22 protein-coding genes, 6 tRNA genes and 1 riboswitch are annotated in these 20,309 nt (G+C 67.6%); of the genes, 10 read left to right on the top strand and 18 right to left on the bottom strand.

Going from position 1 to position 20,309, the window contains the following annotated elements; translation table 11 throughout:
* Positions 1–43: 43 nt before the first annotated feature.
* From LDO22_RS01015 to hisI, 3 genes are all read right to left on the bottom strand, one after another.
* Positions 44–697, bottom strand: a complete 654-nt coding sequence (locus LDO22_RS01015; RefSeq protein WP_224025742.1) for a Trp biosynthesis-associated membrane protein — start codon at positions 695–697, stop codon at positions 44–46.
* Positions 697–2,259 (bottom strand): anthranilate synthase component I, encoded by a 1,563-nt coding sequence (locus LDO22_RS01010; protein WP_224025741.1) that lies wholly within the window; start codon positions 2,257–2,259, stop codon positions 697–699. The genes LDO22_RS01015 and LDO22_RS01010 overlap by 1 nt, the downstream gene beginning before the upstream one ends.
* Before the next feature lie 114 nt (positions 2,260–2,373).
* Complete coding sequence (gene hisI / locus LDO22_RS01005) at positions 2,374–2,829, bottom strand: phosphoribosyl-AMP cyclohydrolase (protein ID WP_224025740.1); 456 nt, start codon at positions 2,827–2,829, stop codon at positions 2,374–2,376.
* Positions 2,830–2,941: 112 nt separating this feature from the next.
* Here hisI and LDO22_RS01000 point away from each other — a divergent pair, with 112 nt between their 5' ends.
* Complete coding sequence (locus tag LDO22_RS01000) at positions 2,942–3,586, top strand: TIGR03085 family metal-binding protein (RefSeq protein WP_224025739.1); 645 nt, start codon at positions 2,942–2,944, stop codon at positions 3,584–3,586.
* Positions 3,587–3,667: 81 nt separating this feature from the next.
* Here the strand turns inward: LDO22_RS01000 and hisF are convergent, their stop codons facing one another.
* The 14 genes from hisF to LDO22_RS00930 all read right to left on the bottom strand — a co-directional run bounded on the left by hisF (position 3,668) and on the right by LDO22_RS00930 (position 14,974).
* On the bottom strand, positions 3,668–4,444 hold the full coding sequence (gene hisF, locus LDO22_RS00995; RefSeq protein ID WP_159632137.1) for an imidazole glycerol phosphate synthase subunit HisF: 777 nt from the start codon (positions 4,442–4,444) through the stop codon (positions 3,668–3,670).
* 40 nt (positions 4,445–4,484) lie between these two features.
* The gene (gene hisG / locus LDO22_RS00990; RefSeq protein WP_159632138.1) at positions 4,485–5,345 is read right to left on the bottom strand and encodes an ATP phosphoribosyltransferase; all 861 of its coding nucleotides are present in this window, start codon (positions 5,343–5,345) and stop codon (positions 4,485–4,487) included.
* A gap of 82 nt (positions 5,346–5,427) precedes the next feature.
* A complete protein-coding gene (locus LDO22_RS00985; protein ID WP_009358176.1) occupies positions 5,428–5,691 on the bottom strand; it encodes a phosphoribosyl-ATP diphosphatase in 264 nt (87 codons plus the stop codon).
* 104 nt (positions 5,692–5,795) lie between these two features.
* Positions 5,796–6,284, bottom strand: coding sequence for a 6,7-dimethyl-8-ribityllumazine synthase (gene ribH / locus LDO22_RS00980; protein ID WP_224025738.1), 489 nt, complete (start codon positions 6,282–6,284; stop codon positions 5,796–5,798).
* Between the two features lie 33 nt (positions 6,285–6,317).
* Entirely contained in the window at positions 6,318–7,052 is a 735-nt protein-coding gene (gene ribA, locus LDO22_RS00975) for a GTP cyclohydrolase II (RefSeq protein ID WP_224025737.1), read from the bottom strand.
* On the bottom strand, positions 7,049–7,747 hold the full coding sequence (gene ribB / locus LDO22_RS00970) for a 3,4-dihydroxy-2-butanone-4-phosphate synthase (RefSeq protein WP_224027130.1): 699 nt from the start codon (positions 7,745–7,747) through the stop codon (positions 7,049–7,051). The genes ribA and ribB overlap by 4 nt, the downstream gene beginning before the upstream one ends.
* A gap of 83 nt (positions 7,748–7,830) precedes the next feature.
* The gene (locus LDO22_RS00965) at positions 7,831–8,493 is read right to left on the bottom strand and encodes a riboflavin synthase (protein ID WP_224025736.1); all 663 of its coding nucleotides are present in this window, start codon (positions 8,491–8,493) and stop codon (positions 7,831–7,833) included.
* Entirely contained in the window at positions 8,493–9,632 is a 1,140-nt protein-coding gene (gene ribD, locus LDO22_RS00960) for a bifunctional diaminohydroxyphosphoribosylaminopyrimidine deaminase/5-amino-6-(5-phosphoribosylamino)uracil reductase RibD (protein WP_224027129.1), read from the bottom strand. The genes LDO22_RS00965 and ribD overlap by 1 nt, the downstream gene beginning before the upstream one ends.
* A gap of 171 nt (positions 9,633–9,803) precedes the next feature.
* Positions 9,804–9,952, bottom strand: a riboswitch (FMN riboswitch).
* A gap of 39 nt (positions 9,953–9,991) precedes the next feature.
* Complete coding sequence (rpe, locus tag LDO22_RS00955) at positions 9,992–10,669, bottom strand: ribulose-phosphate 3-epimerase (protein ID WP_224025735.1); 678 nt, start codon at positions 10,667–10,669, stop codon at positions 9,992–9,994.
* 49 nt (positions 10,670–10,718) lie between these two features.
* Complete coding sequence (locus LDO22_RS00950; RefSeq protein WP_224025734.1) at positions 10,719–12,350, bottom strand: transcription antitermination factor NusB; 1,632 nt, start codon at positions 12,348–12,350, stop codon at positions 10,719–10,721.
* On the bottom strand, positions 12,347–13,267 hold the full coding sequence (gene fmt, locus LDO22_RS00945) for a methionyl-tRNA formyltransferase (protein ID WP_224025733.1): 921 nt from the start codon (positions 13,265–13,267) through the stop codon (positions 12,347–12,349). Before fmt ends, LDO22_RS00950 begins: the two co-directional genes overlap by 4 nt.
* A complete protein-coding gene (gene def, locus LDO22_RS00940; RefSeq protein ID WP_159632144.1) occupies positions 13,264–13,866 on the bottom strand; it encodes a peptide deformylase in 603 nt (200 codons plus the stop codon). Before def ends, fmt begins: the two co-directional genes overlap by 4 nt.
* A gap of 77 nt (positions 13,867–13,943) precedes the next feature.
* The gene (locus LDO22_RS00935) at positions 13,944–14,798 is read right to left on the bottom strand and encodes a cytochrome (RefSeq protein ID WP_224025732.1); all 855 of its coding nucleotides are present in this window, start codon (positions 14,796–14,798) and stop codon (positions 13,944–13,946) included.
* A gap of 104 nt (positions 14,799–14,902) precedes the next feature.
* A tRNA-Val gene (locus tag LDO22_RS00930) sits at positions 14,903–14,974 on the bottom strand.
* Positions 14,975–15,334: 360 nt separating this feature from the next.
* Between LDO22_RS00930 and LDO22_RS00925 the strand changes: the two genes are divergently transcribed.
* From LDO22_RS00925 to LDO22_RS00895, 7 genes are all read left to right on the top strand, one after another.
* Positions 15,335–15,407: transfer RNA gene (locus tag LDO22_RS00925), tRNA-Gly, on the top strand.
* A 47-nt stretch (positions 15,408–15,454) separates the two neighbouring features.
* Positions 15,455–15,525 (top strand) — tRNA-Cys (locus LDO22_RS00920).
* Between the two features lie 37 nt (positions 15,526–15,562).
* Positions 15,563–15,634: transfer RNA gene (locus LDO22_RS00915), tRNA-Val, on the top strand.
* 58 nt (positions 15,635–15,692) lie between these two features.
* Positions 15,693–15,765, top strand: a tRNA-Gly gene (locus LDO22_RS00910).
* A 33-nt stretch (positions 15,766–15,798) separates the two neighbouring features.
* Positions 15,799–15,870, top strand: a tRNA-Val gene (locus LDO22_RS00905).
* 148 nt (positions 15,871–16,018) lie between these two features.
* Positions 16,019–16,282, top strand: a complete 264-nt coding sequence (locus LDO22_RS00900) for an antitoxin (protein ID WP_159632146.1) — start codon at positions 16,019–16,021, stop codon at positions 16,280–16,282.
* Positions 16,283–16,423: 141 nt separating this feature from the next.
* Entirely contained in the window at positions 16,424–17,644 is a 1,221-nt protein-coding gene (locus LDO22_RS00895) for a benzoate/H(+) symporter BenE family transporter (protein ID WP_224025731.1), read from the top strand.
* On the opposite strand, the gene zapE is transcribed toward LDO22_RS00895, so the two are convergent.
* Positions 17,641–18,678: a cell division protein ZapE gene (zapE, locus tag LDO22_RS00890; RefSeq protein WP_224025730.1), complete on the bottom strand. Its 1,038-nt coding sequence runs from the start codon at positions 18,676–18,678 to the stop codon at positions 17,641–17,643. The two genes, LDO22_RS00895 and zapE, sit on opposite strands and share 4 nt — an antisense overlap.
* Positions 18,679–18,893: 215 nt before the next feature.
* Between zapE and LDO22_RS00885 the strand changes: the two genes are divergently transcribed.
* Together LDO22_RS00885 and LDO22_RS00880 are read left to right on the top strand one after the other, a co-directional pair.
* Positions 18,894–19,820 (top strand): sulfurtransferase, encoded by a 927-nt coding sequence (locus LDO22_RS00885; RefSeq protein ID WP_159632149.1) that lies wholly within the window; start codon positions 18,894–18,896, stop codon positions 19,818–19,820.
* A 28-nt stretch (positions 19,821–19,848) separates the two neighbouring features.
* Entirely contained in the window at positions 19,849–20,301 is a 453-nt protein-coding gene (locus LDO22_RS00880; RefSeq protein WP_159632150.1) for a SufE family protein, read from the top strand.
* The last annotated feature ends 8 nt before the right edge of the window (positions 20,302–20,309 follow it).

The following is a 20,309-nucleotide window of genomic DNA, read 5'->3' as shown; positions in this document are numbered from 1 at the left end:
CCGCTGGGCCCGACGCCCGCGCCGGCGGTGGTGGCCGCAGGCCTTACGTTGGGTCCTCGCCGCGGGAAAGCCGGTCCCAGCTGTCAATCTCGTCCACCGGCCCTGCCGCTGCAGCGGTTCCCGCGGCGCCGGGCGCGTCATATTTGGTGCGCGTCTTCCAGTAACGGGACGCCGGCAGGATCAGGAGGGCTGCCAGCGCCAGGAGGCAGCCGGCGACGACGGCGAGGACCGGAAAGGGAGTGAGCTCCACGTGCGCCTGGCTGCCGGAGATCCCGGTGGCGCCTGCAATGGTTCCCTGCGCGGCCGAGAGGGGGTCCGCCAGGACCGTTGCCGCGGCGGTGACCACGCCGGCTGAGGCCAGGACGATGATGGCGGTGATGATCCACCGTGCGATCCGGCCAGCGATCGCCGCTGCCAGTCCCCCGGCAAGGGCCACCAGGGCCAGGGCCGTGACGGTGGTGGCGGCCTTGCTGCCCTGCACCTGGATGGCACTTTGGGTGGCGGCAGCCTGGCCCACCTGGTTGGGGTCCAGGGTGGCAGTCATCCAGGTCTGGGTGGTGGTGCCGAAGGCGGCCAGCGCGAGGAGGGCGATCAGCATCACCAGCGTCGACTTGCGTGCCCACACCGGCGTGCTGCGGTTCTTCCGCGCCTTGCCTGCCTTGCCGGCCTTGCCCGCAGTTACTCCGGACTCCGGCATCAGGAATCCGTCCCGCCGGGCAGGGATTCCGCCGAAATGTTGTGCAGCGATCCGGCGGTGTGGACTGCGCGCAGCGGGGCGGCAGCCTTGTTGACGGTTTCCATGGCCTCGGTGGGGTTCACCGAGTCCGCCACGATCCCGCCGCCGGCCTGGACGTAGGCGCGCCCTTCCCGGAGCAGCGCGGACCTGATGGCGATGGCCATGTCCATGTCCCCGGCGAAGTCGAGGTAGCCCACCACGCCGCCGTAGATGCCGCGGCGGTGCGGTTCCAGTTCATCGAGGAGGCGCAGCGCCCTGGGCTTGGGGGCTCCGGAGAGCGTGCCGGCCGGGAACGTGGCCTTCAGGACGTCGTAAGCCTTGGCCTGCGGGGCGAGCTTGCCCACCACGGTGGATACCAGGTGCATGATGTGGCTGAAGCGCTCCACCTCCATGAACTGGGTGACATCCACCGTGCCGGCAACGCAGACCTTGGAGAGGTCGTTGCGGGACAGGTCCACCAGCATCAGGTGCTCGGCGCGTTCCTTCTGGTCCGCCAGCAGTTCCTCGGCCAGGGCCTTGTCCGCTTCGACCGTCTTGCCGCGGGGGCGGGAGCCGGCGATGGGGTGGGTGATGACTTCCTCGCCCGTGACCGTCACCAGCGCTTCCGGGGAGGACCCGACGATGGAGTATTCGCGGCCCTCGGCGTCTTCGAGGCTGAAGATGTACATGTACGGGCTGGGGTTGGTGTTCCGGAGCACGCGGTAGACGTCCAGGGCGGATGCCTTGCACTCCATTTCGAAGCGGCGCGAGATCACCACCTGGAAGACTTCGCCGTCGACAATGGCTTCCTTGCCTCGGTCCAGGGCCGCCAGGTATTCGGCTTCATCCCAGCGTTCCTGGACGCTCGAGGCGAAGTCCAGGGCAGCGGGTGCCAGCACGGACACAGGCTGCACCACGGGGGCGCTGATCCTGGCCAGGAGTTCCTTGACCCGGGCCACGGCGTCGTGCCAGGCCTCATCGACGCGCTCGGAGCTGTTGTCGAAGTTGATGGCGTTGGCGATCAGCAGGACCGTGCCATCCACGTTGTCGTGCACCGCCATGTCCGTGACCAGGTTCAGGGCCATCTCGGGCAGGTGCAGATCGTCCTCCGGCGGACTGACCAGACGCTCCCAGTGCCGGACGGTTTCCCAGCCGAGGAAGCCCACCAGGCCGGAGGTGAACGGCGGCAGTCCCTCGAAGCGGTCCGTGCGCAGGGCGTCGATGGTGTCGCGGATGGCGTCCACCGGACTGCCGCTGACCGGCACCCCGGCGGGCGGCTCGCCCAGCCAGTGCGCCTGGCCGTCCTTGGTGGTGAGCGTGGCGCGGGACCTGGCACCGATGAAGGAGTAGCGTGACCAGGCTCCGCCCACGGCAGCCGATTCCATGAGGAAGGTGCCGGGCTGCCCCTGGGCCAGCTTCCGGTACAGGCCGATGGGGGTTTCGGCGTCGGCGAGGACCTTGAGCCGGACGGGAATGACGCGGCTGTGGCCGGCGAGTTCCCGGAACTCCTCAAGGCTTGGGCTGATGGTTCCGAGGTCCTGCATGGCTGTGCTTGTCCGCCTGTTCTTCAAAAAGGGCCGGCGTTGCCGGCACCTTGGTTGTGCTTTGCTGGGATGGCCGCCGCCGGGTGGAAACGCCGGCCGGGCTGCGGCTGCCGCCTACCCTGCCTGGCCGGCCACAACGTCGAGGTCCCTGCCGTCGAAGCAGGTCCGGGTGCCGGTGTGGCAGGCAGCGCCCACCTGGTCGACGCGCACCAGCAGTGCGTCGCCGTCGCAGTCCATGGCCACGGATTTGACCCACTGGACGTGCCCCGAGGTGTCCCCCTTGCGCCAGTACTCCTGGCGGGAGCGGGAGTAGAACGTCACGCGGCCGGTGGTCATGGTGCGGTGGAGGGCTTCGTCGTCCATCCAGCCAAGCATGAGCACTTCGTTCGTGTCGTACTGCTGCACCACAGCGGCCAGCAGGCCTGCACCGTCGCGCTTGAGCGCGGCGGCCACCTCCTCGGGAAGCGGGCTTGCCGGCGGGACGGATTCAACGGACGGCGCCGGCACGGACTGCACGGGCGCGGACACGGCGGATCCTGCGGTTTGGACGGGGGTTGGCTGCTCAGACATCGGGTCAAGTCTAGTGCCTTCCCCGGGCCGGTCTCCTGTTGTGAACAACGGCACGCCACCGGCCACCGCAGTGCTGCCCATCTCCACACCACTCGTGCTAGTTTCACAAGTGATGCATTTCGTCGAACCGTCCCGAGAAGTCCTGGCCGAAACCCTGCTTGCGGCCGGCCCTGATGCGCCCACGCTGTGCAAGGGCTGGCGTACCAGGGACCTTGCCGCGCACCTTTACCTGCGCGAGCGGAAGGCCGCCGTCGGGCTCGGTTTGATCATCAAGCGCCTGGCCAAGGCCTCGGACCAGGCCACCGCAAAGCTGGCCGCCAAGCTCACCACCAACGAGGACTACGCCCGGCTGGTGAACACCTTCCGCGCCGGGCCGCCGGCCCTCTCCCCGATGAGCATCCGGGCGCTGGACGAAAGCGCCAACCTGATCGAGTACTTCGTGCACACGGAGGACGTCCGGCGCGCCGTGGACCGGTGGGCCCCCCGGGCACTGGACGAGGCTTACTCGGACGCGCTCTGGGACGAACTGGTTAAGCGCGCCGCCATCCTTTACCGCGGCGTGGACCTGGGCATTGTCCTGGTCCGCCCGTCCGGGCCGCGGCACGTAGCCAAGCGTGCGCCTGTTTCGGTGGCCATCGTCGGCGAGCCGGGCGAGCTGCTGATGCACGCCCACGGCCGCACCCGCCATGCCCTGGTCACGTTCGAAGGCCAGCCGGACGCCGTCGCCCTCCTGCAGTCAGCCGAAGTAGGGCTCTGACTTCCCAACTAAGTAGCGCCAAGTGCCGTTATGAGGGCTCATAACGGCACGTAGCGCTACTTAGTTGGGTGGGCAGACAGGTCAGCGGACCTCGAAACCCGCTGCCCGGATCGCTTCCTTGACCTGGGACATCATGTTGTCCGGGCCCCAGTGGAAGATTGACGCAGCCAGGACGGCGTCCGCGCCGGCCGCGACGGCGGGCGGGAAGTGCGCCGGCTCCCCGGCACCGCCGGAGGCGATGATGGGGACCCTGACGGCGGCCCGGACCAGCTTGATGAGTTCGAGGTCGAAGCCGTCCTTGGTGCCGTCGGCATCGATGGAGTTCAGCAGGATCTCCCCGACGCCGCGGTCGGCTGCTTCCCGGGCCCATTCGATGGCGTCGATCCCGGTGCCGGTGCGGCCGCCGTGGGTGGTCACCTCGAAGCCCGACGGCGTGGGCTGGGATCCGGGGCGCGTCCGGCGGGCGTCGACGGACAGGACCAGCACCTGGGAACCGAAGTGCCGGGTGATCTCGTCGATGACGTCCGGGCGCGCCACGGCCGCGGTGTTGATGGAGGCTTTGTCCGCGCCGTAGCGCAGGAGCTTGTCCACCTCGGCCACGCCGCGGACGCCGCCGCCAACGGTGAGCGGGATGAAGACTTCCTCGGCGGTGCGCCGGACGACGTCGAACGTGGTTTCCCGGTTGCCGGACGACGCGGTGACGTCGAGGAAGGTCAGTTCGTCGGCGCCTGCGTTGTCGTAGCGGTGGGCGAGTTCCACGGGGTCGCCGGCATCGCGGAGGCCCTCGAAGTTGACGCCCTTGACGACGCGCCCGGCGTCGACATCAAGGCAGGGAATGACCCGTACTGCTACTGCCATGGGAACTCCTGGTATTCGGTGGTGCTGGGGAAGCCGGTGATCAGATGCGGCAGGCGTGGATGCTGCTGACCAGGATGGCGCGGGCGCCCAGGTCGTAGAGTTCATCCATGATCCGGTTGGTTTCCTTTTTGGGCACCATGGACCGGACGGCTACCCAGTCGGAGTCCCGCAGCGGGGAGACGGTGGGCGATTCGAGGCCGGGAGTCAGGCTGGCGGCCTTCTCCACGAGTTCCTTGCGGATGTCGTAGTCCATCAGGACGTACTGGCGCGCCACCAGGACGCCCTGGAGGCGGCGGATGAGGACCTCGATCTCCTTGGCCGTGCCGTTGGCGGCTCCGCCGGCGCCGGTGCGACGGATCAGGACGGCTTCGGATTTGAGGATGGGTTCGCCGAAGATTTCCATGCCGGCGGCCTTGAGGGTGTTGCCGGTTTCCACGACGTCGGCGATGGCGTCCGCAACGCCGAGCCGCACGGAGGATTCAACGGCGCCGTCGAGCCGGACCACCTTGGCATTGATGCCGCGTTCTGCCAGGTAGTTGCGCAGCAGTCCGTCGTAGCTGGTGGCAAGGCGCTTGCCCTCGAGTTCGGCGGCGGAACTGAAATCGCCCACCGGGCCGGCAAAGCGGAACGTGGAGGCGGCGAAGCCCAGCGGAAGCAGTTCTTCGGCTTCCACCTCGGCGTCCAGCAGCAGGTCGCGGCCGGTGATGCCGACGTCGAGCGTTCCCCGGCCCACGTATACCGCGATGTCGCGGGGGCGGAGGAAGAAGAACTCAATGTCGTTGTCGGGATCAACCATGACCAGCTCGCGGCTGTCGCGCCGCTGGCGGTATCCGGCTTCGGAGAGCATGGCGGAGGCGGCTTCGGACAGGGAGCCCTTGTTGGGGACGGCTACTCGCAGCATGGGAAATTCTTTCTGGGTGGAAGGTCTGGGTCTTCAGGCAATGCAGGCCACAGGAGGCCGGCGGCAAAGCGCCGGCCGGTGGCTACAGATGCTTGTAGACGTCTTCCAGGGTCAGGCCTTTTGCGAGCATCAGAACCTGCAGGTGGTACAACAGCTGGGAGATTTCCTCGGCCGCAGCTTCATCGGATTCATATTCGGCAGCCATCCATACTTCGGCTGCTTCCTCAACGACTTTTTTGCCGATGCCGTGAACACCGGACTCCAATTCAGCGACGGTGCGGGAGCCTTCCGGGCGGGTGGCTGCCTTCTCGCTGAGCTCAGCGAACAGCGTCTCGAAATTCTTCACGCCCTCCAGCCTACTTGCTGCGGCCGTGGGGGCGCTTCCCGGGCGGTTGCATGACGGGCGCGATGTGAGGGAATACACACCGCGCCCGTGCAGCGGAGTGCCGCTTAGCTGCGGTACTGCTTGAGGACGACGGCGGTGGCCAGTGCCGCGGTGACGGCCTCGTGGCCCTTGTCTTCCTTGGAGCCGGGCAGGCCGGCGCGGTCCAGGCCCTGCTGTTCGGTGTCGCAGGTGAGCACGCCGAAGCCCACCGGCACGCCGGTGGAGACGCTGACGTCGGTGAGGCCCGACGTCGCAGCCTGGCAGACGTAGTCGAAGTGCGGCGTGCCGCCGCGGATCACGACGCCGAGGGCCACCACGGCGTCAAAGTGCGGTGCCAGCCGCGCGGCGGCCACGGGAAGTTCGAAGCTGCCCGGAACCCGGAGCACCGTGGGCTCGGCGATCCCGGCATCCTTGGCGGCGCGGAGTGCACCGTCCAGGAGGCCATCCATGATCTGCGTGTGCCAGCTGGCTGCAATGATGGCCAGCTTCAGCTGCGAGGTTTCAGCCGGGTTGAGGGTGCTGAGGTCAATGTCGGGGGCGCCGTGTCCGCTCATGGGTTTGTTGTGTTCCGTTCGTTCGTGAAGACGTCAGTCTTGTTCGTGGTCGTAAGGGGTTTCGGGGGCCGTCACAGGCACGGGAGCCACCTGGGTGTCCAGCACCAGCCGGTGTTCCATGCGGTCCTTCTTGGTGCGCAGGTACCGGATGTTCTGTTCGCGGGAGGGGACCTCTGTGGGAACCATTTCCACGACCGTCACCCCGGCCTTGGCCAGCCTGTTCTGCTTGTCCGGGTTGTTGCTCAGCAGCCGGACTTCATGCAGGCCCATTTCCGCGAGGATCTGGGCCGCGGCCTTGTAGCAGCGGGCATCAACGGGAAGGCCCAGCTGCTCGTTGGCTTCGACGGTGTCAAAGCCCGCTTCCTGCAGCGCGTAGGCCTTGATCTTGTTGGCCAGGCCAATCCCGCGGCCTTCCTGGCCGCGGAGGTAGAGCAGGGTTCCGCCGTTGTCCCGGATCAGCTCCAGCGCGAAGGCGAGCTGTTCCCCGCAGTCGCAACGGTAGGAACCAAAAACATCCCCGGTGAGGCACTCGGAATGCAGCCGGACAAGGGGAGCTTTTCCGTCGGTGGGAGCATTGGGGGAACTGACGGCCAGATGCTCCACGCCTGTCACGAGGTCTGTCCACGCCTGCGCCACGAAGTCGCCAAAGGCGGTGGGCAGTTGCACCACGGGCCCTCCGCTGACGGGATGGGGCGCTTCACCGGACACCGCGTGGGGCTTCCGGTGACCATTGTGCTGGCTGTCGTCGCTGGCTGCCGCTGCCGTCATCGTTTCTCCTTTTCTTCACCCGGGACCGCCCGGGCATCCTCGTCCGGTGCTCCCCCGGTCCCGGCTTCAAGATACGCCACCAGGTCCTCGATGGAGATCAGGGGGCACCCATGTTCAGCTGCGAACGAACGGAGCCCGTCCAGGCGCATCATTTCGCCGTCGTCGTACACCACTTCCGCGATCACCCCGACGGGTGCAAGGCCTGCCAGGCGGCACAGGTCCACAGCGGCCTCGGTGTGGCCCTGGCGTTCCCGCACACCTCCGTCAACTGCACGGAGCGGGAAAATATGCCCCGGCCGGGTCACGGATGCCGGACCGGCCTGCGGGTCCGCCAGGATGCGCGCGGTCAGGGCCCGGTCCGTTGCGGAGATTCCCGTACTGACGCCGACGGCCGCGTCGCAGGAGACGGTGTAGGCAGTGCCCTTCGCGTCCTCGTTGACAGCCGTCATGGGAGGCAGTGCCAGTGCGTCCGCGCGGTCCCCGGTCAACGGCACGCAGATCACGCCCGAGCTGTACCGGATGGTCCAGCCCATCAGCGCGGGCGTGGCGTGCTGGGCGGCGAAGATGATGTCGCCTTCGTTTTCGCGGTCCTCGTTGTCGACCACCAGCACCGGACGCCCGGCGGCCATGGCGCGCACGGCATCCGCGATGGGGTCCAGTCCCCGGGCGGGCGCGGACGATGCCCGGCCGGTCACCGGGTCACCGGATGCCGGGGTGCCGGTCACGGCGTTGGTCACGGGGTCATGGGCCACGGCGGGTTCCAGGCGTACTGCTGCGTTCACCGTGCACCTCCCGCGGTGGCAGCTTCGCCGCTGCCGGCCGGTGCGGCGGCGCTGCTGAAGGCAAGGAGCCGTTCGGTGTATTTGGCCAGGACGTCGACTTCAAGGTTTACCCGGCTGCCGGTGGTCTTGGTGCCCAGGCCGGTTTCGGCGAGGGTGGTGGGGATCAGGCCCACTTCGAACCAGGGTTCCTGCTCTGCGGCCGGGCTGACCGCCGTCACGGTGAGGGAGACGCCGTCGATGGCGATGGAGCCTTTCTCGGCGATGTAGCGGGCCAGGTTGGCGGGGACGCCGAAGCGCAGCCGCTCCCAGTTGCCCTGCGGTTCCCGTTCGAGCAGGACGCCCACGCCGTCCACGTGGCCTTGCACCACGTGGCCGTCCAGGCGGCCGCCTGCGGGAACACAACGCTCCAGGTTGACTGATTCGCCTGCAGTGAGCTCGCCGATGGTGCTCCGGACCAGGGTCTCCCCCATGACGTCGACGCTGAAGTCCTTGCCGTCAATCGCTGTTGCCGTGAGGCAGACCCCGTTGACGGCGATGGAGCCCCCAAGTGCCAGGCCCTCGGTGGAGGCGGGGGCGTGCAGCCGGACGGTGGCGCTGGTGGTGCCGTCGCGCTCGACGGACAGCACCTGCCCCTGCTCGGCAATAATTCCGGTAAACATCAGTAGCCTCCCTGGGCTGGCTCCGCGGCTGTGCGGATTGGTGGGTGGTCAAGTGCAACGTGCCGTTGCGGTCTGAGGTGGAGTCTGAGGTCCCGGCCCAGCGTCCGGACCGCGCCGCCGTCGGACGCGTCCCATTCCCACTGCTGGGCGTCGGGAAGGCTGGTGATGCCCAGCCCGTTCAGTGCGGGGGTGCCCGATCCCAGCAGGGTGGGCGCCAGGTAGACGATCAGTTCGTCGACCAGGCCTGCCGCCAGGAAGGAGCTGAGGATACTGGACCCGCCCTCCACCATGACGTGCCGGATGCCGGACGAGTACAGCATGGACAGGGCTTCGCGCGGGTCGCGGGTGGGAAGGTGGACGGCAAGGCCATCGTCGCCGTGGATTGCAGCGCCCTCCGGAATGTCGCGGAGACCCATGACGGCACGGACCGGCTGCTTGGGCGCGGGGTTGCCGGCGGCGTCCCGGGCGGTCAGCCGTGGGTTGTCCACCATCACGGTCTGGGTGCCCACCAGGATGGCGTCGATGCGGCTGCGGATCCCGTGGTTGTCAGCCAGGGACTCCGGGCTGGAGATCCACTGGCTGGTGCCGTCTTCGGCAGCGATGCGGGCGTCCAGGGTCTGCGCGATGTGCAGGGTGACGAACGGCCGCTTGGCAGCTACCGCTTCGAACCACTGGCGGTTCAGGTCCAGGGCCTCGTCGGCACCCAGGCCGCTGCGGACCCTGACGCCGGCTGCGCGCAGTGTTGCCGCGCCCCCGGCAGCGGGATCGTGGGGGTCGTCCACGGCGTAGACCACATCGGTGATCCCGGCCGCGATGATCGCCTCCGTGCACGGTCCGGTGCGGCCCACGTGGTTGCAGGGTTCCAGCGTGACCACCATGGTGCAGCCGGACAGGTCCAGTCCGACGGCGGCGGCCTGGGCAATCGCGTCGGCTTCGGCGTGTGCGGTGCCGGCGCCGCGGTGGTAGCCGGCAACGAGCTGCTTGCCGTCAGCGCCTACGACGACGGCGCCCACCAGGGGATTCGCGCCGCGGGGGCCTTTTAGCGCTGCCTGGAGGGCCTGCTCCATGGCGGTGGTTTCGGCGGCGCTGAAGGCGGTGACCACCCCGGCGGCGGGCTGAAGCTTTACGGCGCCCGTCATGCGGCTGCCGTTGCGGAGGTGTGGCCTGCCTTTGAAGCGGCAGGGCTTGCGGCGTTTAAGAGCCATCGCTGGGGGTTCATTCGTGTGTCGTTCCTTCCCTGTCGAACCGCGATGGCTCCGGGGATACGACAGCAGAACGCTGCGGAGCCAAAAGGCTGCGCAGATACAGCTGTACGTGCTTCTCTCATCCAGACTTTAACTGTCGGTACCGGAATTCCACCGGTTCAACCGTTTGCCGGAGCCCTCCTGGGAGAACAACGGCGCGCGGGTCGCGGACTGTCACCGCCGGTTCGGACTTACACCGACCCCGGAGCACGTATGTGTGTTGTTATTGTGCCACAACCGGGATGGGCTCCCGGTTATTCCGTCGCCGCGCGTAATGTCCGGCTGCCCTTGGCGCGCAGCAGGTCGATGGCAGCTGAGGGATCGTCGGCGCCGTAGACGGCGGAACCGGCCACAAAGACGTTCGCCCCGGCCTCGGCGGCCCGGGCAATGGTCTCTTCCGTGATGCCACCGTCAACCTGGATGGCCACCCCCAGCCCGGAGCCCTCCACGGCCGCGCGGGCCCTGCGGATCTTGGGCAGGGTGATGTCCAGGAACGCCTGGCCGCCGAAGCCCGGTTCCACCGTCATGATGAGCAGCATGTCGAGTTCCGGCAGCATGTCAAGGTATGGCTCCACCGGGGTTGCCGGGCGCAGGGCCATGCCCGCTTTGGATCCCCTGCTGCGCAGTTCCCGTGCCAGCTTGATGGGCGCAATGGAAGCTTCGGCGTGGAACGTCACGGAGGCCAGGCCGGCGTCCGCGAAACCAGGCGCCCAGCGGTCCGCGTCGGCGATCATCAGGTGGGCGTCAAGCGGTACGGGGCTGACGGCCTGGATCCGCTGCACGACGGGCAACCCGATGGTCAGGTTGGGCACGAAGTGGTTGTCCATGACGTCAACGTGCACGGCGTCGGCATTGCTGATCCGCTGTAGTTCGGCCTCAAGGTTCACGAAGTCGGCGGAGAGGATGCTCGGATTGATGCAGCATTGCGTCACGGGGGTGCCTTTCAAGGTGCGTGGTGGGAAACCCAGGCGTTCTGCCCGGTCAGGCCTTCTTCTTTATCAGGGCCAGGAACATCGCGTCGGTGTGGTGGATATGGGGCCAGAGCTGCGCCGTTGACTCGTGGCCGGCGCCCAGGCTCCCGGTCAGGCTGACCGCGTCCAGGGCCGCACCGGCATCGAGGAGTTCCAGGTCAGGGCGCTTGCGCAGGGTGTCGTCCACGACGGCTGTTGTCTCGGCGGGATGGGGTGAACAGGTCACGTAGGCCACCACTCCCCCTGGCCGGACGGCACCCAGGGCCGAGGCCAGCAGTTCGCGCTGCAGCGGCCCGAGATCTGCAATGTCCTTGGGCGAGCGCCGCCACCGGGACTCCGGCCTGCGGCGCAATGCTCCCAGGCCCGTGCAGGGAACGTCCACCAGGACACGGTCATACCGCCCGGGCTGCTCACCGCCCACTTCACGGCCGTCACCGGTGCGGACCTGCCAGCTGTCGTGCGGAACGGCGGACAGTGCCTGGCTGACCAGCTTGGCCCGGTGCGGCGCGGGCTCGTTCGCGAGCAGTGTGGCGCCCCGCTGGTGTGCCAGCGCACCAAGGAGCGCTGCCTTTCCGCCGGGACCGGCACAGAGATCAAGCCATGCTTCAGCGTCACCGGCCGTGGGTTCACTTCCCGTGCCGCCCGCTCCGCCGGGTGCACCGAGGTCCACCGCGGCCAGGGCCCTGGCCACCAGCTGGGAACCGACGTCCTGCACCCTGGTGGTACCGGCGCGGACGGAGGCCAGGCGGCCCAGGTCCCCGCCGCTGGAGAGCGCCGAGCCTTCAACCAGCTCCCCGGGGGTGGCGCCGTTTTCCAGCGCTTCGTCCAGGCTGCCCAGGCCGGGCAGGGCAACGAGGTTAACCACAGGTGCGTCGTTGTCCGCTTCCAGCAGGTCGTCGATCTCTGTTGCGGAACGGCCGTGGGCGACGAGGGACTGGCGCATGGCCCGGACGATCCACTCGGGGTGGGCGTACCTCACCGCGGCTACCTTCGTAGCGTCGGTTTCGCCTTCCACCAGCAGGTCCAGCCATTCCTCCAGGCTCCGGGCGGCGACCTTGCGAAGGACGGCGTTGATCAACGTCGGTGGTCCGGCGCCGATCACGGCGCGGGCCAGCCCTACGGTCTGGTCCAGGGCAGCGTGGGCCGGGACCCGCATGGCAAGCAGTTGGTGGGCACCGATGCGAAGGGCGTCGAGGATGGCCGGGTCAAGCTGCGCCAGGGGCCGGTCCACGCACCGCGCCAGGATGGCGTCATAGGTTCCCTGGCCGCGGAGGGCCCCATAGCTCAGTTCGGTGGCGAATCCGGCGTCCCGCTTGTCCAGGTGGTGGTGCCGGATCCGTGCGGGCAGGACCAGGTTGGCGTAGGCATCCTCCGCCGCCACGGCGCGGAGCACCTCGAAGGCCACCAGGCGGGCGGGATCTGCGCGCCTGGTGCGCTGGGACGGCGCCTGGTCGGTGAAGCTCCGTTGCGGCCCGCGGTTGCGTTCCCGCCCCTTGGCGTTCCGCCGGCTGGCGTCCCGGGGACCGCCGTTCCCACGGCCGCCGCCGGCAGGTCCGCCGCTGCCGCCCTGCCCGCCTTTCCCGGCGCCGCTGCGTCCCCCGGCACTTCCCCGTCCGCCTGTATTGCCTCCGGACCCGGTCATTCGAACACCACGCTCTCCAGTGAAGCCAAACCGCGCGCCCAGTCGGCGGCGGCCATCATCTTTTTCCCGGCGGGCTGGATCCGGGTAAGTTCCACCGCGTGCGAACCTGTCCCCACCAGCACGGCTTTGTCCCGCAGTGCCACGGATCCCGGGGCAAGCCCGGAAACATCCGGCCGCAGCCGCACCGGCTCAAGTTTGACCCGCTGCCCGTCCAGCACGGTCCACGCACCGGGCTCGGGGGTGACACCGCGCGCCTGCCTGCTGATGGCCAGGGCCGGATGCGCCCAGTTCAGGTGGCCATCCTCCAGGGTCAGCTTCGGCGCCAGCGTGACATCGCCGGCCTGTGGCTGCGGCGCTGCTTTACCGGCATCGATGGCAGAAAGCGTCTGGGCCAGCAGGACCGCGCCGCTGTGGGACAGCCGTTCCAAAAGGTCACCCGCCGTGTCCTGGGGCTTGACGGCCTCCGTCAGGGTGCCGAAGACGGGCCCGGTGTCCAGGCCTTCCTCAAGCTGGAACGTCACTGCGCCGGTGACGTCGTCCCCGGCCATGATGGACCGCTGGACGGGCGCCGCCCCGCGCCAGGCGGGCAGCAGGGAGAAGTGCAGATTGACCCAGCCGTGCCGCGGAATGCCCAGGGCATCGCGGGGAACCAGTCCGCCATAGGCGACGATGGCCGCGACGTCCGGCTGCACCGCGCTGATGCTGGCAATGGCCTCGGCATCGACGCGTGCGGCACGGATGACCTCGATGCCCAGTTCCGCGGCCCGCTGGGCAACGGGCGACGGCGTCAGCACCCGTTTCCGGCCCAGCGGCGCGTCGGGCCGGGTCAGGACGGCAACGACGTTGAAGCCGGCGTTGACCAGCGCGTCCAGGGAGGGAACTGCGACGGCGGGTGTCCCCGCGAAGAGGACCCTCACCCGGCTGCGCCGAAGCTGGAGCCGGGGGTGCTGGTTCCGCCAAAGCTGGTCCCGCCGAAGCTTGACCCCACACTCTTGGCGCGTTTGGCTGTGGTCCGTCCGGCGACGGCGTCGTAATTGGCGTTGCGGATGGACCTCAGCGCCGCCTTCCGGTCCTCGCCCTCGAGGCGGTCCGTGTAAAGGATGCCGTCCAGGTGGTCGTTTTCGTGCTGGAAGCAGCGCGCCAGCATCCCCTCGCCGTCAATGGTGACCGGGTTGCCGTGCATGTCAACGCCGGTGACACGGGTGGCGCGGAAACGGCGGACCGGGAAGCCCAGGCCCGGGATGGACAGGCAGCCCTCCACGTGGTCCGGCTGGTAGTCCTCGCTGTTCTCCAGGACAGGATTGATGATGTGGCCCTCGACGCCGTCGATCCGGTAGGTGAAGATGCGCTTGCTGACGCCGATCTGGGGAGCGGCAAGGCCGGCTCCTTCCACGTCCTCCATGGTCTCGGTCATGTCGGCGACCAGTTTGGCAAGGTCGGGTCCGAATTCCGTCACGGGATCGGCAACTGTGCGCAGCACAGGATCGCCGATGATGCGGATATTCAGAATAGCCATGCGCTGGGTGTCCTCACGGTTGGCGGGAAAGTGAACCTGTCCAGTTTAGGTGCAGTCTCTTCACGTGCACCGTCTCCTTAGGCAGTACGGGCCAGGGGCGGGGGTGCGATGGGCAGCAGCGCAGTGCCCGCGCTGATGGTGTCCGCGGAAAGTTCCCAGACGCGGCGCAGGGCGCAGAACTTCCACCAGTGGTGCTTGAGGACCTCAGGGTTGGCCCGGACGGGGCGGACTTCCGTTTCACCGATGGCCACCGCCAGCAGGACCGGGTCCTCACCGTACTTCCAGGGCTCCCAGGTCCCCGCCTCCGGATCCACGAGGCTTTCTTCCGCCTTCATGCCGGCAACCAGCTGCATCACCACCTTGTCATCCAGGGGCTTGACCTGACCGTCCCGGGTTGTGCCCTTGGTCTTGTAGTCGATCAGGCAGATGCGTCCGTTGATCCTGGCCACGAGGTCAAGGGTTCCGGCGTATCCCACCGAGTTGTTCCAGACCGTGATTTCCGGGGCGATGGGCTCCACGCGGAAGAGTTCCCACCATTCGTCGAAGCGCACGGCAAAAGCCTCCTCCCCGTTGGCGGCCAGGGCATCGCGGGCTTCCTTCATGGAATGGGGGCGTCCGAGCGCCCGCAGGGCCACCTGCTCGCAGTAGTTGTGGACCCGGTCCCCGCGCCTGGCGGCGTCGTCCCGGTACGTTTCGGCCGCCTTTGCCGCACGGTTGATGGCCTGCTTGATTTTGGCCGGGCTCCCCAGGCAGTCGGAGAGCAGCGGATCGTTGGCCAGGCTGCTGGCACCCATATAGCCGAACCAGCCATCGAGGCCGTGCGGCTGCTGGCTGATCACCGTGGTGATGGAAGGAACCGAGAACTGCTCAGACGTTGACCGTGCGTACATCCGGCCGTATTCGGTGGCGTGGGCAAGAAGCGGATCAGTCATACAAAAGACTCTTTCACAGGGGGCCGACAAAATCTCCGGCGGCAGGAGCCGCACGCAAAAAAGGTCCGTTTCCGCTGCTGATGAGCGGAAACGGACCTCTGCGGTGGGCGATACTGGGTTCGAACCAGTGACCTCTTCGGTGTGAACGAAGCGCGCTACCACTGCGCCAATCGCCCCGATGCATTTGAATGTTAGCCCACGTCTGCCCCAATTGAAAAATCGGCCGGCGCCACACGCAAAGCCATGCTCCATGGGGGTCCTGCAGCCACGTCCACCCCCGCCCGCGCCTGCACGAAAGCAGCGCATCACCTGCACGAAAGCAGCGCCTCAGGCAGCACAAGGTGTGGCGGCCGTACTCACCCTGGCCGGAATTACACGCCTGTAACTCGAAAAGTTCGCGGAATTCCGCGGTTGTTGGGGCCATGCGGACCGGCCGCGCCGGGGCGATTTGGAGTTTCCCGGAACCTCCTATATTGTTTTTACTCGTTGGAACGCGAGGAAATGCCGGAAACGGCAAGGAATCAAGCCTCCAAAATGCGGACGTAGCTCAGCTGGTAGAGCACCACCTTGCCAAGGTGGATGTCGCGAGTTCGAATCTCGTCGTCCGCTCGCAGGACACTGTCACAGCAAACATTCTTCGGAATTGACGCTAACACGGTGGGTTGGCCGAGAGGCGAGGCAGCGGCCTGCAAAGCCGTATACACGGGTTCGAATCCCGTACCCACCTCGGTGAAAACCATGGTTTCCGGGTTTCCGGATGCAATGGGCGATTGGCGCAGCGGTAGCGCGCTTCCCTGACACGGAAGAGGTCACTGGTTCGATCCCAGTATCGCCCACTCGGCAAGGCAACTTGCTGGCAGAACCGCCGGATTTTTCCGGAACAATCTGCACAATGCGGACGTAGCTCAGCTGGTAGAGCACCACCTTGCCAAGGTGGATGTCGCGAGTTCGAATCTCGTCGTCCGCTCTCTTATATCCCATAAGCCGGTCTTCCGGTTCCGGGCGATTGGCGCAGCGGTAGCGCGCTTCCCTGACACGGAAGAGGTCACTGGTTCGATCCCAGTATCGCCCACACACGAACAGCAGCTCTCCGGAGCTGCTTTTTTCGTTTAAGCCGCATCCGCTGCTGGCGAACGTGATTCCCTTGGCACGCCTCCCGGGCCCGGATAGGATCGAATGCGCGAGGAGCGACCTGGCTCCGCGATAGAAGGGAGGTGCCCGTGGGTTTGATTGACGATCTAAAGGGCAAGGCTCAGGGTCTCATCCGCGGCAACGAGCAGGCCATCAAGGACGGCATCACCAAGGCCGGCGATTTCGTCGACACCAGGACCGGCGGCAAGTACGCAGGCCACGTCGACAAGATCCAGGATGGCGCTTCCAAGCTCGTTGACAAGAACGGCACCCCGGGGCAGGAACCTGCCGCCGAGCAGGTTCCCCCGGCAGCTCCTGGAAATCCGGTTCCGCCGGTTGACAGGGCTCCGTAAAGGATTTGGCCAGGGCTTTGCCCGGCACGTCAAGGAGGTGCGGGTCCCGCCGGGAGGCGGCGCCCGCACCTTTGGCGTTTAACGGCGACATTCGCCGCCCCGAATTGCCGGTTGCCAAACCCGGGCCGGTAACCTGCCGGTATGCCCAAGTCCCCCGCCCCCACCACGGCAACCAAGCCCGGACTGACCCGGACCGATTCCCGGCCGGTGGTCGCAGGGATCGTCACCGCGCTGGTGGGCTTCACCTCATCCTTTGCCGTGGTCCTGGCCGGACTCAAGGCAGTCGGCGCTGATCCTGCCCAGGCTGCGTCCGGCCTCCTGGCCGTAACGCTCACCGTCGGACTCGGCGTGCTGGTGCTCGCCTGGCGTTCGAGGGTCCCGGTGACACTGGCCTGGTCAACGCCGGGCGCAGCACTGCTTGCGTCATCGGGAGTGCCCGACGGCGGGTGGCCGGCCGCCGTCGGAGCCTTCCTTGGTGCGGGCCTGCTGCTGGCCATGACCGGCCTGGTGCCGGCGCTTGGCAGGCTGATGGCGCGTATCCCGACTTCCCTGGCCCAGGCCATGCTGGCCGGTGTCCTGCTCCAGCTCTGCCTGGCACCCTTCAAAGCCCTCGGCTCCGCCCCGGCGTTTGCAGCGCCGGTGATCTTGTGCTGGCTGCTGATGATGAAGTTCGCCCCGCGCTGGGCGGTGCCGGCAGCCCTGCTGGCGGCCTTGGGCGTGATCGGAATAACCCTGGCATCTGCCGGAACCCCTGTTGAACCGGCAGGCCTGGTCCCGGCACTGGCCTGGACCACACCCGCGTTCAGCCTCCAGGCGATGGCGGGCCTTGCGCTCCCGTTGTTCGTGGTGACGATGGCCTCGCAAAACATTCCCGGGGTGGCCGTGCTGAGGTCTTTTGGATATGAGGCACCGTGGCGCCCGGCGATGCTCGTCACGGGAGCGGGAACTGTTGCGGGGGCCCCGTTCGGCGGCCATGCCATCAATCTCGCGGCGCTCAGTGCTGCCCTGGCCGCCGGCGAGGAAGCCGGCGGGGACCGGAGCAGGAGGTGGATCGCGGGCTTCACGTCCGGCCTGGCCTACCTGGTGCTGGCTGCCTTCTCGGCGGCCCTGGTGTCGGTGGTCAGCAAAGCGCCGGCCGGGATGCTTGAAGCCGTTGCCGGGCTGGCACTGCTCGGCACCCTCGCCTCGGCGGTCTCGGCAGCCCTGGCGGACCCGGACGACCGGATTGCCCCGGCCGTCACGTTCCTGATGGCCGCGTCCGGCCTGGCGTTCGCCGGGATCGGGTCTGCTTTCTGGGCGCTGCTGGCCGGACTGCTGGTCCGGCTGGCGCTGCGGCCCCGGCCCGGGAAGAAGTCCGCCTAGGAGGGCTCGTGGTTCTGGCCTTCACGGGCAAGCGCAGTGAGGCGGGAGACGGCGCGGAAGTACTTCTTCATGTACCCGCCGGCCATCATCTCTTCGGTGAACAGCTTGTCGAAGGGGACGCCGCTGGCCAGGATCGGCACATCCTTGTCGTAGAGCCGGTCTGCAAGGACCACGAACCGCAGCGCCACAGCCTGTTCCGTGATGGTTTCCACGTTGCGCCACACCACGCCGTCAATGCCGTGGATCAGCTGGCGGTAGCGGCTGGGGTGCACGCCGGCCAGGTGGTGGATGAGGGTGGAGAACTCATCCTGGGCCACGGTCTTCCCGTCGAATTCCGCCTTCATGTGCGCGTTGAGCTCGCTGTTCTTCAGCGGCGCCGGCGCGGCCGGGAGGCCACGGTGCCGGAAGTCCTCGCCGTCGATGCGGATCACGTCGAACTGGTCCGCCAGGACCTGGATTTCGCGCTGGAAGTCCACAGCGGCGAACCGGCCATCGCCCAGGGAGCCGGGCAGCGTGTTGGACGTGGCGGCAAGTTTGACCCCGGCGTCAGCCAGCTCACGCATGAGACGGGACATCAGGACGGTGTCGCCGGGATCGTCCAGTTCGAATTCGTCGATGCACACGAGCTGGTAGCTGCTCAGCGCGTCCACCGTTTTGCGGAAGGAAAGAGCGCCCACCAGGTTGGTGTACTCCACGAACGTACCGAAGGCCTTGGGGCCGGGCGACGCGTGCCACAGGGAGGCGAGCAGGTGGGTCTTGCCCACGCCGAAGCCGCCGTCCAGGTAGATTCCCGCCCTGGATTCGTCCTTCTTGCCGAACAGCTTCTTGAAAAGCCCGCCTCCGTTGCCCGACCCCACGCCGTCGGCAAATCCCTCCAGGGCACGCACGGCGGCGGCCTGGCTGGGCTGCTTCGGGTCGGGGCGGTAGCTCGAAAAGGAAACCTCCCCAAACCGGGGCGAGGGGTAGAAGCCCTTAAGGAGTTCGTCCACCGATACTGCCGGAGTGCGGGCGGCAAGCTGTTCGATCTGTACCAAGGTGGTCCGTTCTGCTGGTGGTTGGTCCCCAGAAAGGATACCGGCAATGCGGGCCCTACCCGGGCGGGGCGCCGGCCTCACGCCCAGGGGCGTGATGAAGGCAACATTTCGCCCTGTTAACGGAATACGGACAACCCCACGGGCGCTGGTTAGTGTGGGAACAGGTTCCAATGCATGTTCCGCGGTTTCCCGTGCTCTTAGTGAAAGGCCAAGCCATGCCCTACCCGGTTGAACAGAATGAGAAGTTCGCAGCCTATGCCCACCCGGAGCGGCTGGTCTCCACTGAGTGGCTTGCTGCCGCCGTTGAAAGCGGTGCCGTGGCCCGCGGCGAACTCGTCGTGGTGGAGTCCGACGAGGACGTGCTCCTGTACGAAACCGGCCATATCCCCGGCGCCGTCAAGATCGACTGGCACACGGACCTGAACGACGACGTGGCCCGCGACTACGTTGACGGTGCCGCCTTCGCTGAACTCGCGGCGTCGAAGGGCATTTCCCGCGACAGCACCGTGGTGATCTACGGCGACAAGTCCAACTGGTGGGCCGCCTACGCCCTCTGGGTCTTCACGCTGTTCGGCCACCAGGACGTCCGGCTGCTGGACGGCGGCCGGGACAAGTGGGTTGCCGAAGGCCGCGAATTGACCAGGGACCGGCCAGCTCCCGCTCCCGGAAACTACCCGGTGGTGGAGCGTGAGGACGCCCCGATCCGCGCCTTCAAGGATGACGTCCTGGCCCACCTGGGCACCGGTCCCCTGATCGATGTCCGCTCCCCCGAGGAGTACACCGGTCAGCGCACCCACATGCCGGCCTACCCGGAGGAGGGCGCCCTGCGCGGCGGCCACATCCCCACTGCAGCGTCCATCCCGTGGGCACGCGCCGCTGCCGCCGACGGCACCTTCCGGAGCAGGGAGGAACTGGAAGCCATCTACCTCGGCGAAGCCGGCCTGGCTGAAGGCGACGACGTCGTGGCGTACTGCCGCATCGGCGAGCGGTCCAGCCACACCTGGTTCGCCCTGAAGTACCTCCTGGGCTTTGAGACCGTCCGCAACTACGACGGATCCTGGACCGAGTGGGGCAACGCCGTGCGCGTGCCGATCGTCAAGGGCGCCGAGCGGGGTTCCGTTCCCGTCGCCGTCGGAGCCTGACCCCGCTCCCCCGCGTAGACTTGGAACGATGACTACTCAAGCTTTGCCTTCCGCCCTGGCGGCGATCGTGGACGATTTCCAGGCCCTGTCCGAACCTGAGAGGCTGCAGCTGCTGCTGGAGTTCTCGGAAGGACTGCCGGAACTCCCGGACCGGCTCAAGGACCACCCCGAACTCCTGGAGCAGGTGGTGGAATGCCAGTCGCCGCTGTTCCTCACCGTTGAGACGGGAACCAACGACGACGGCGCCGTCCGCCTGTTCTTCAAGGCACCGCCCGAGGCGCCCACCACGCGCGGTTTCGCCGGGGTGCTGCACGAGGGCCTGGACGGTTTGACAGCGGACGAGATCCTGTCGGTGCCGGACGACATGCCGGAGCTGCTGGGACTCACCCGCGCCATCACCCCCCTGCGCATGCGGGGCATGACCGCCATGCTGGGCAGGATCAAGCGCAAGGTTGCCGCAGCATCCCGCAGCCAGGCCTGACCCTGCCG

This window comes from Arthrobacter sp. NicSoilC5 (assembly GCF_019977395.1).
In the GTDB taxonomy this organism is placed as follows: domain Bacteria; phylum Actinomycetota; class Actinomycetes; order Actinomycetales; family Micrococcaceae; genus Arthrobacter.
This window is presented reverse-complemented; position numbering and strand designations above follow the sequence as displayed.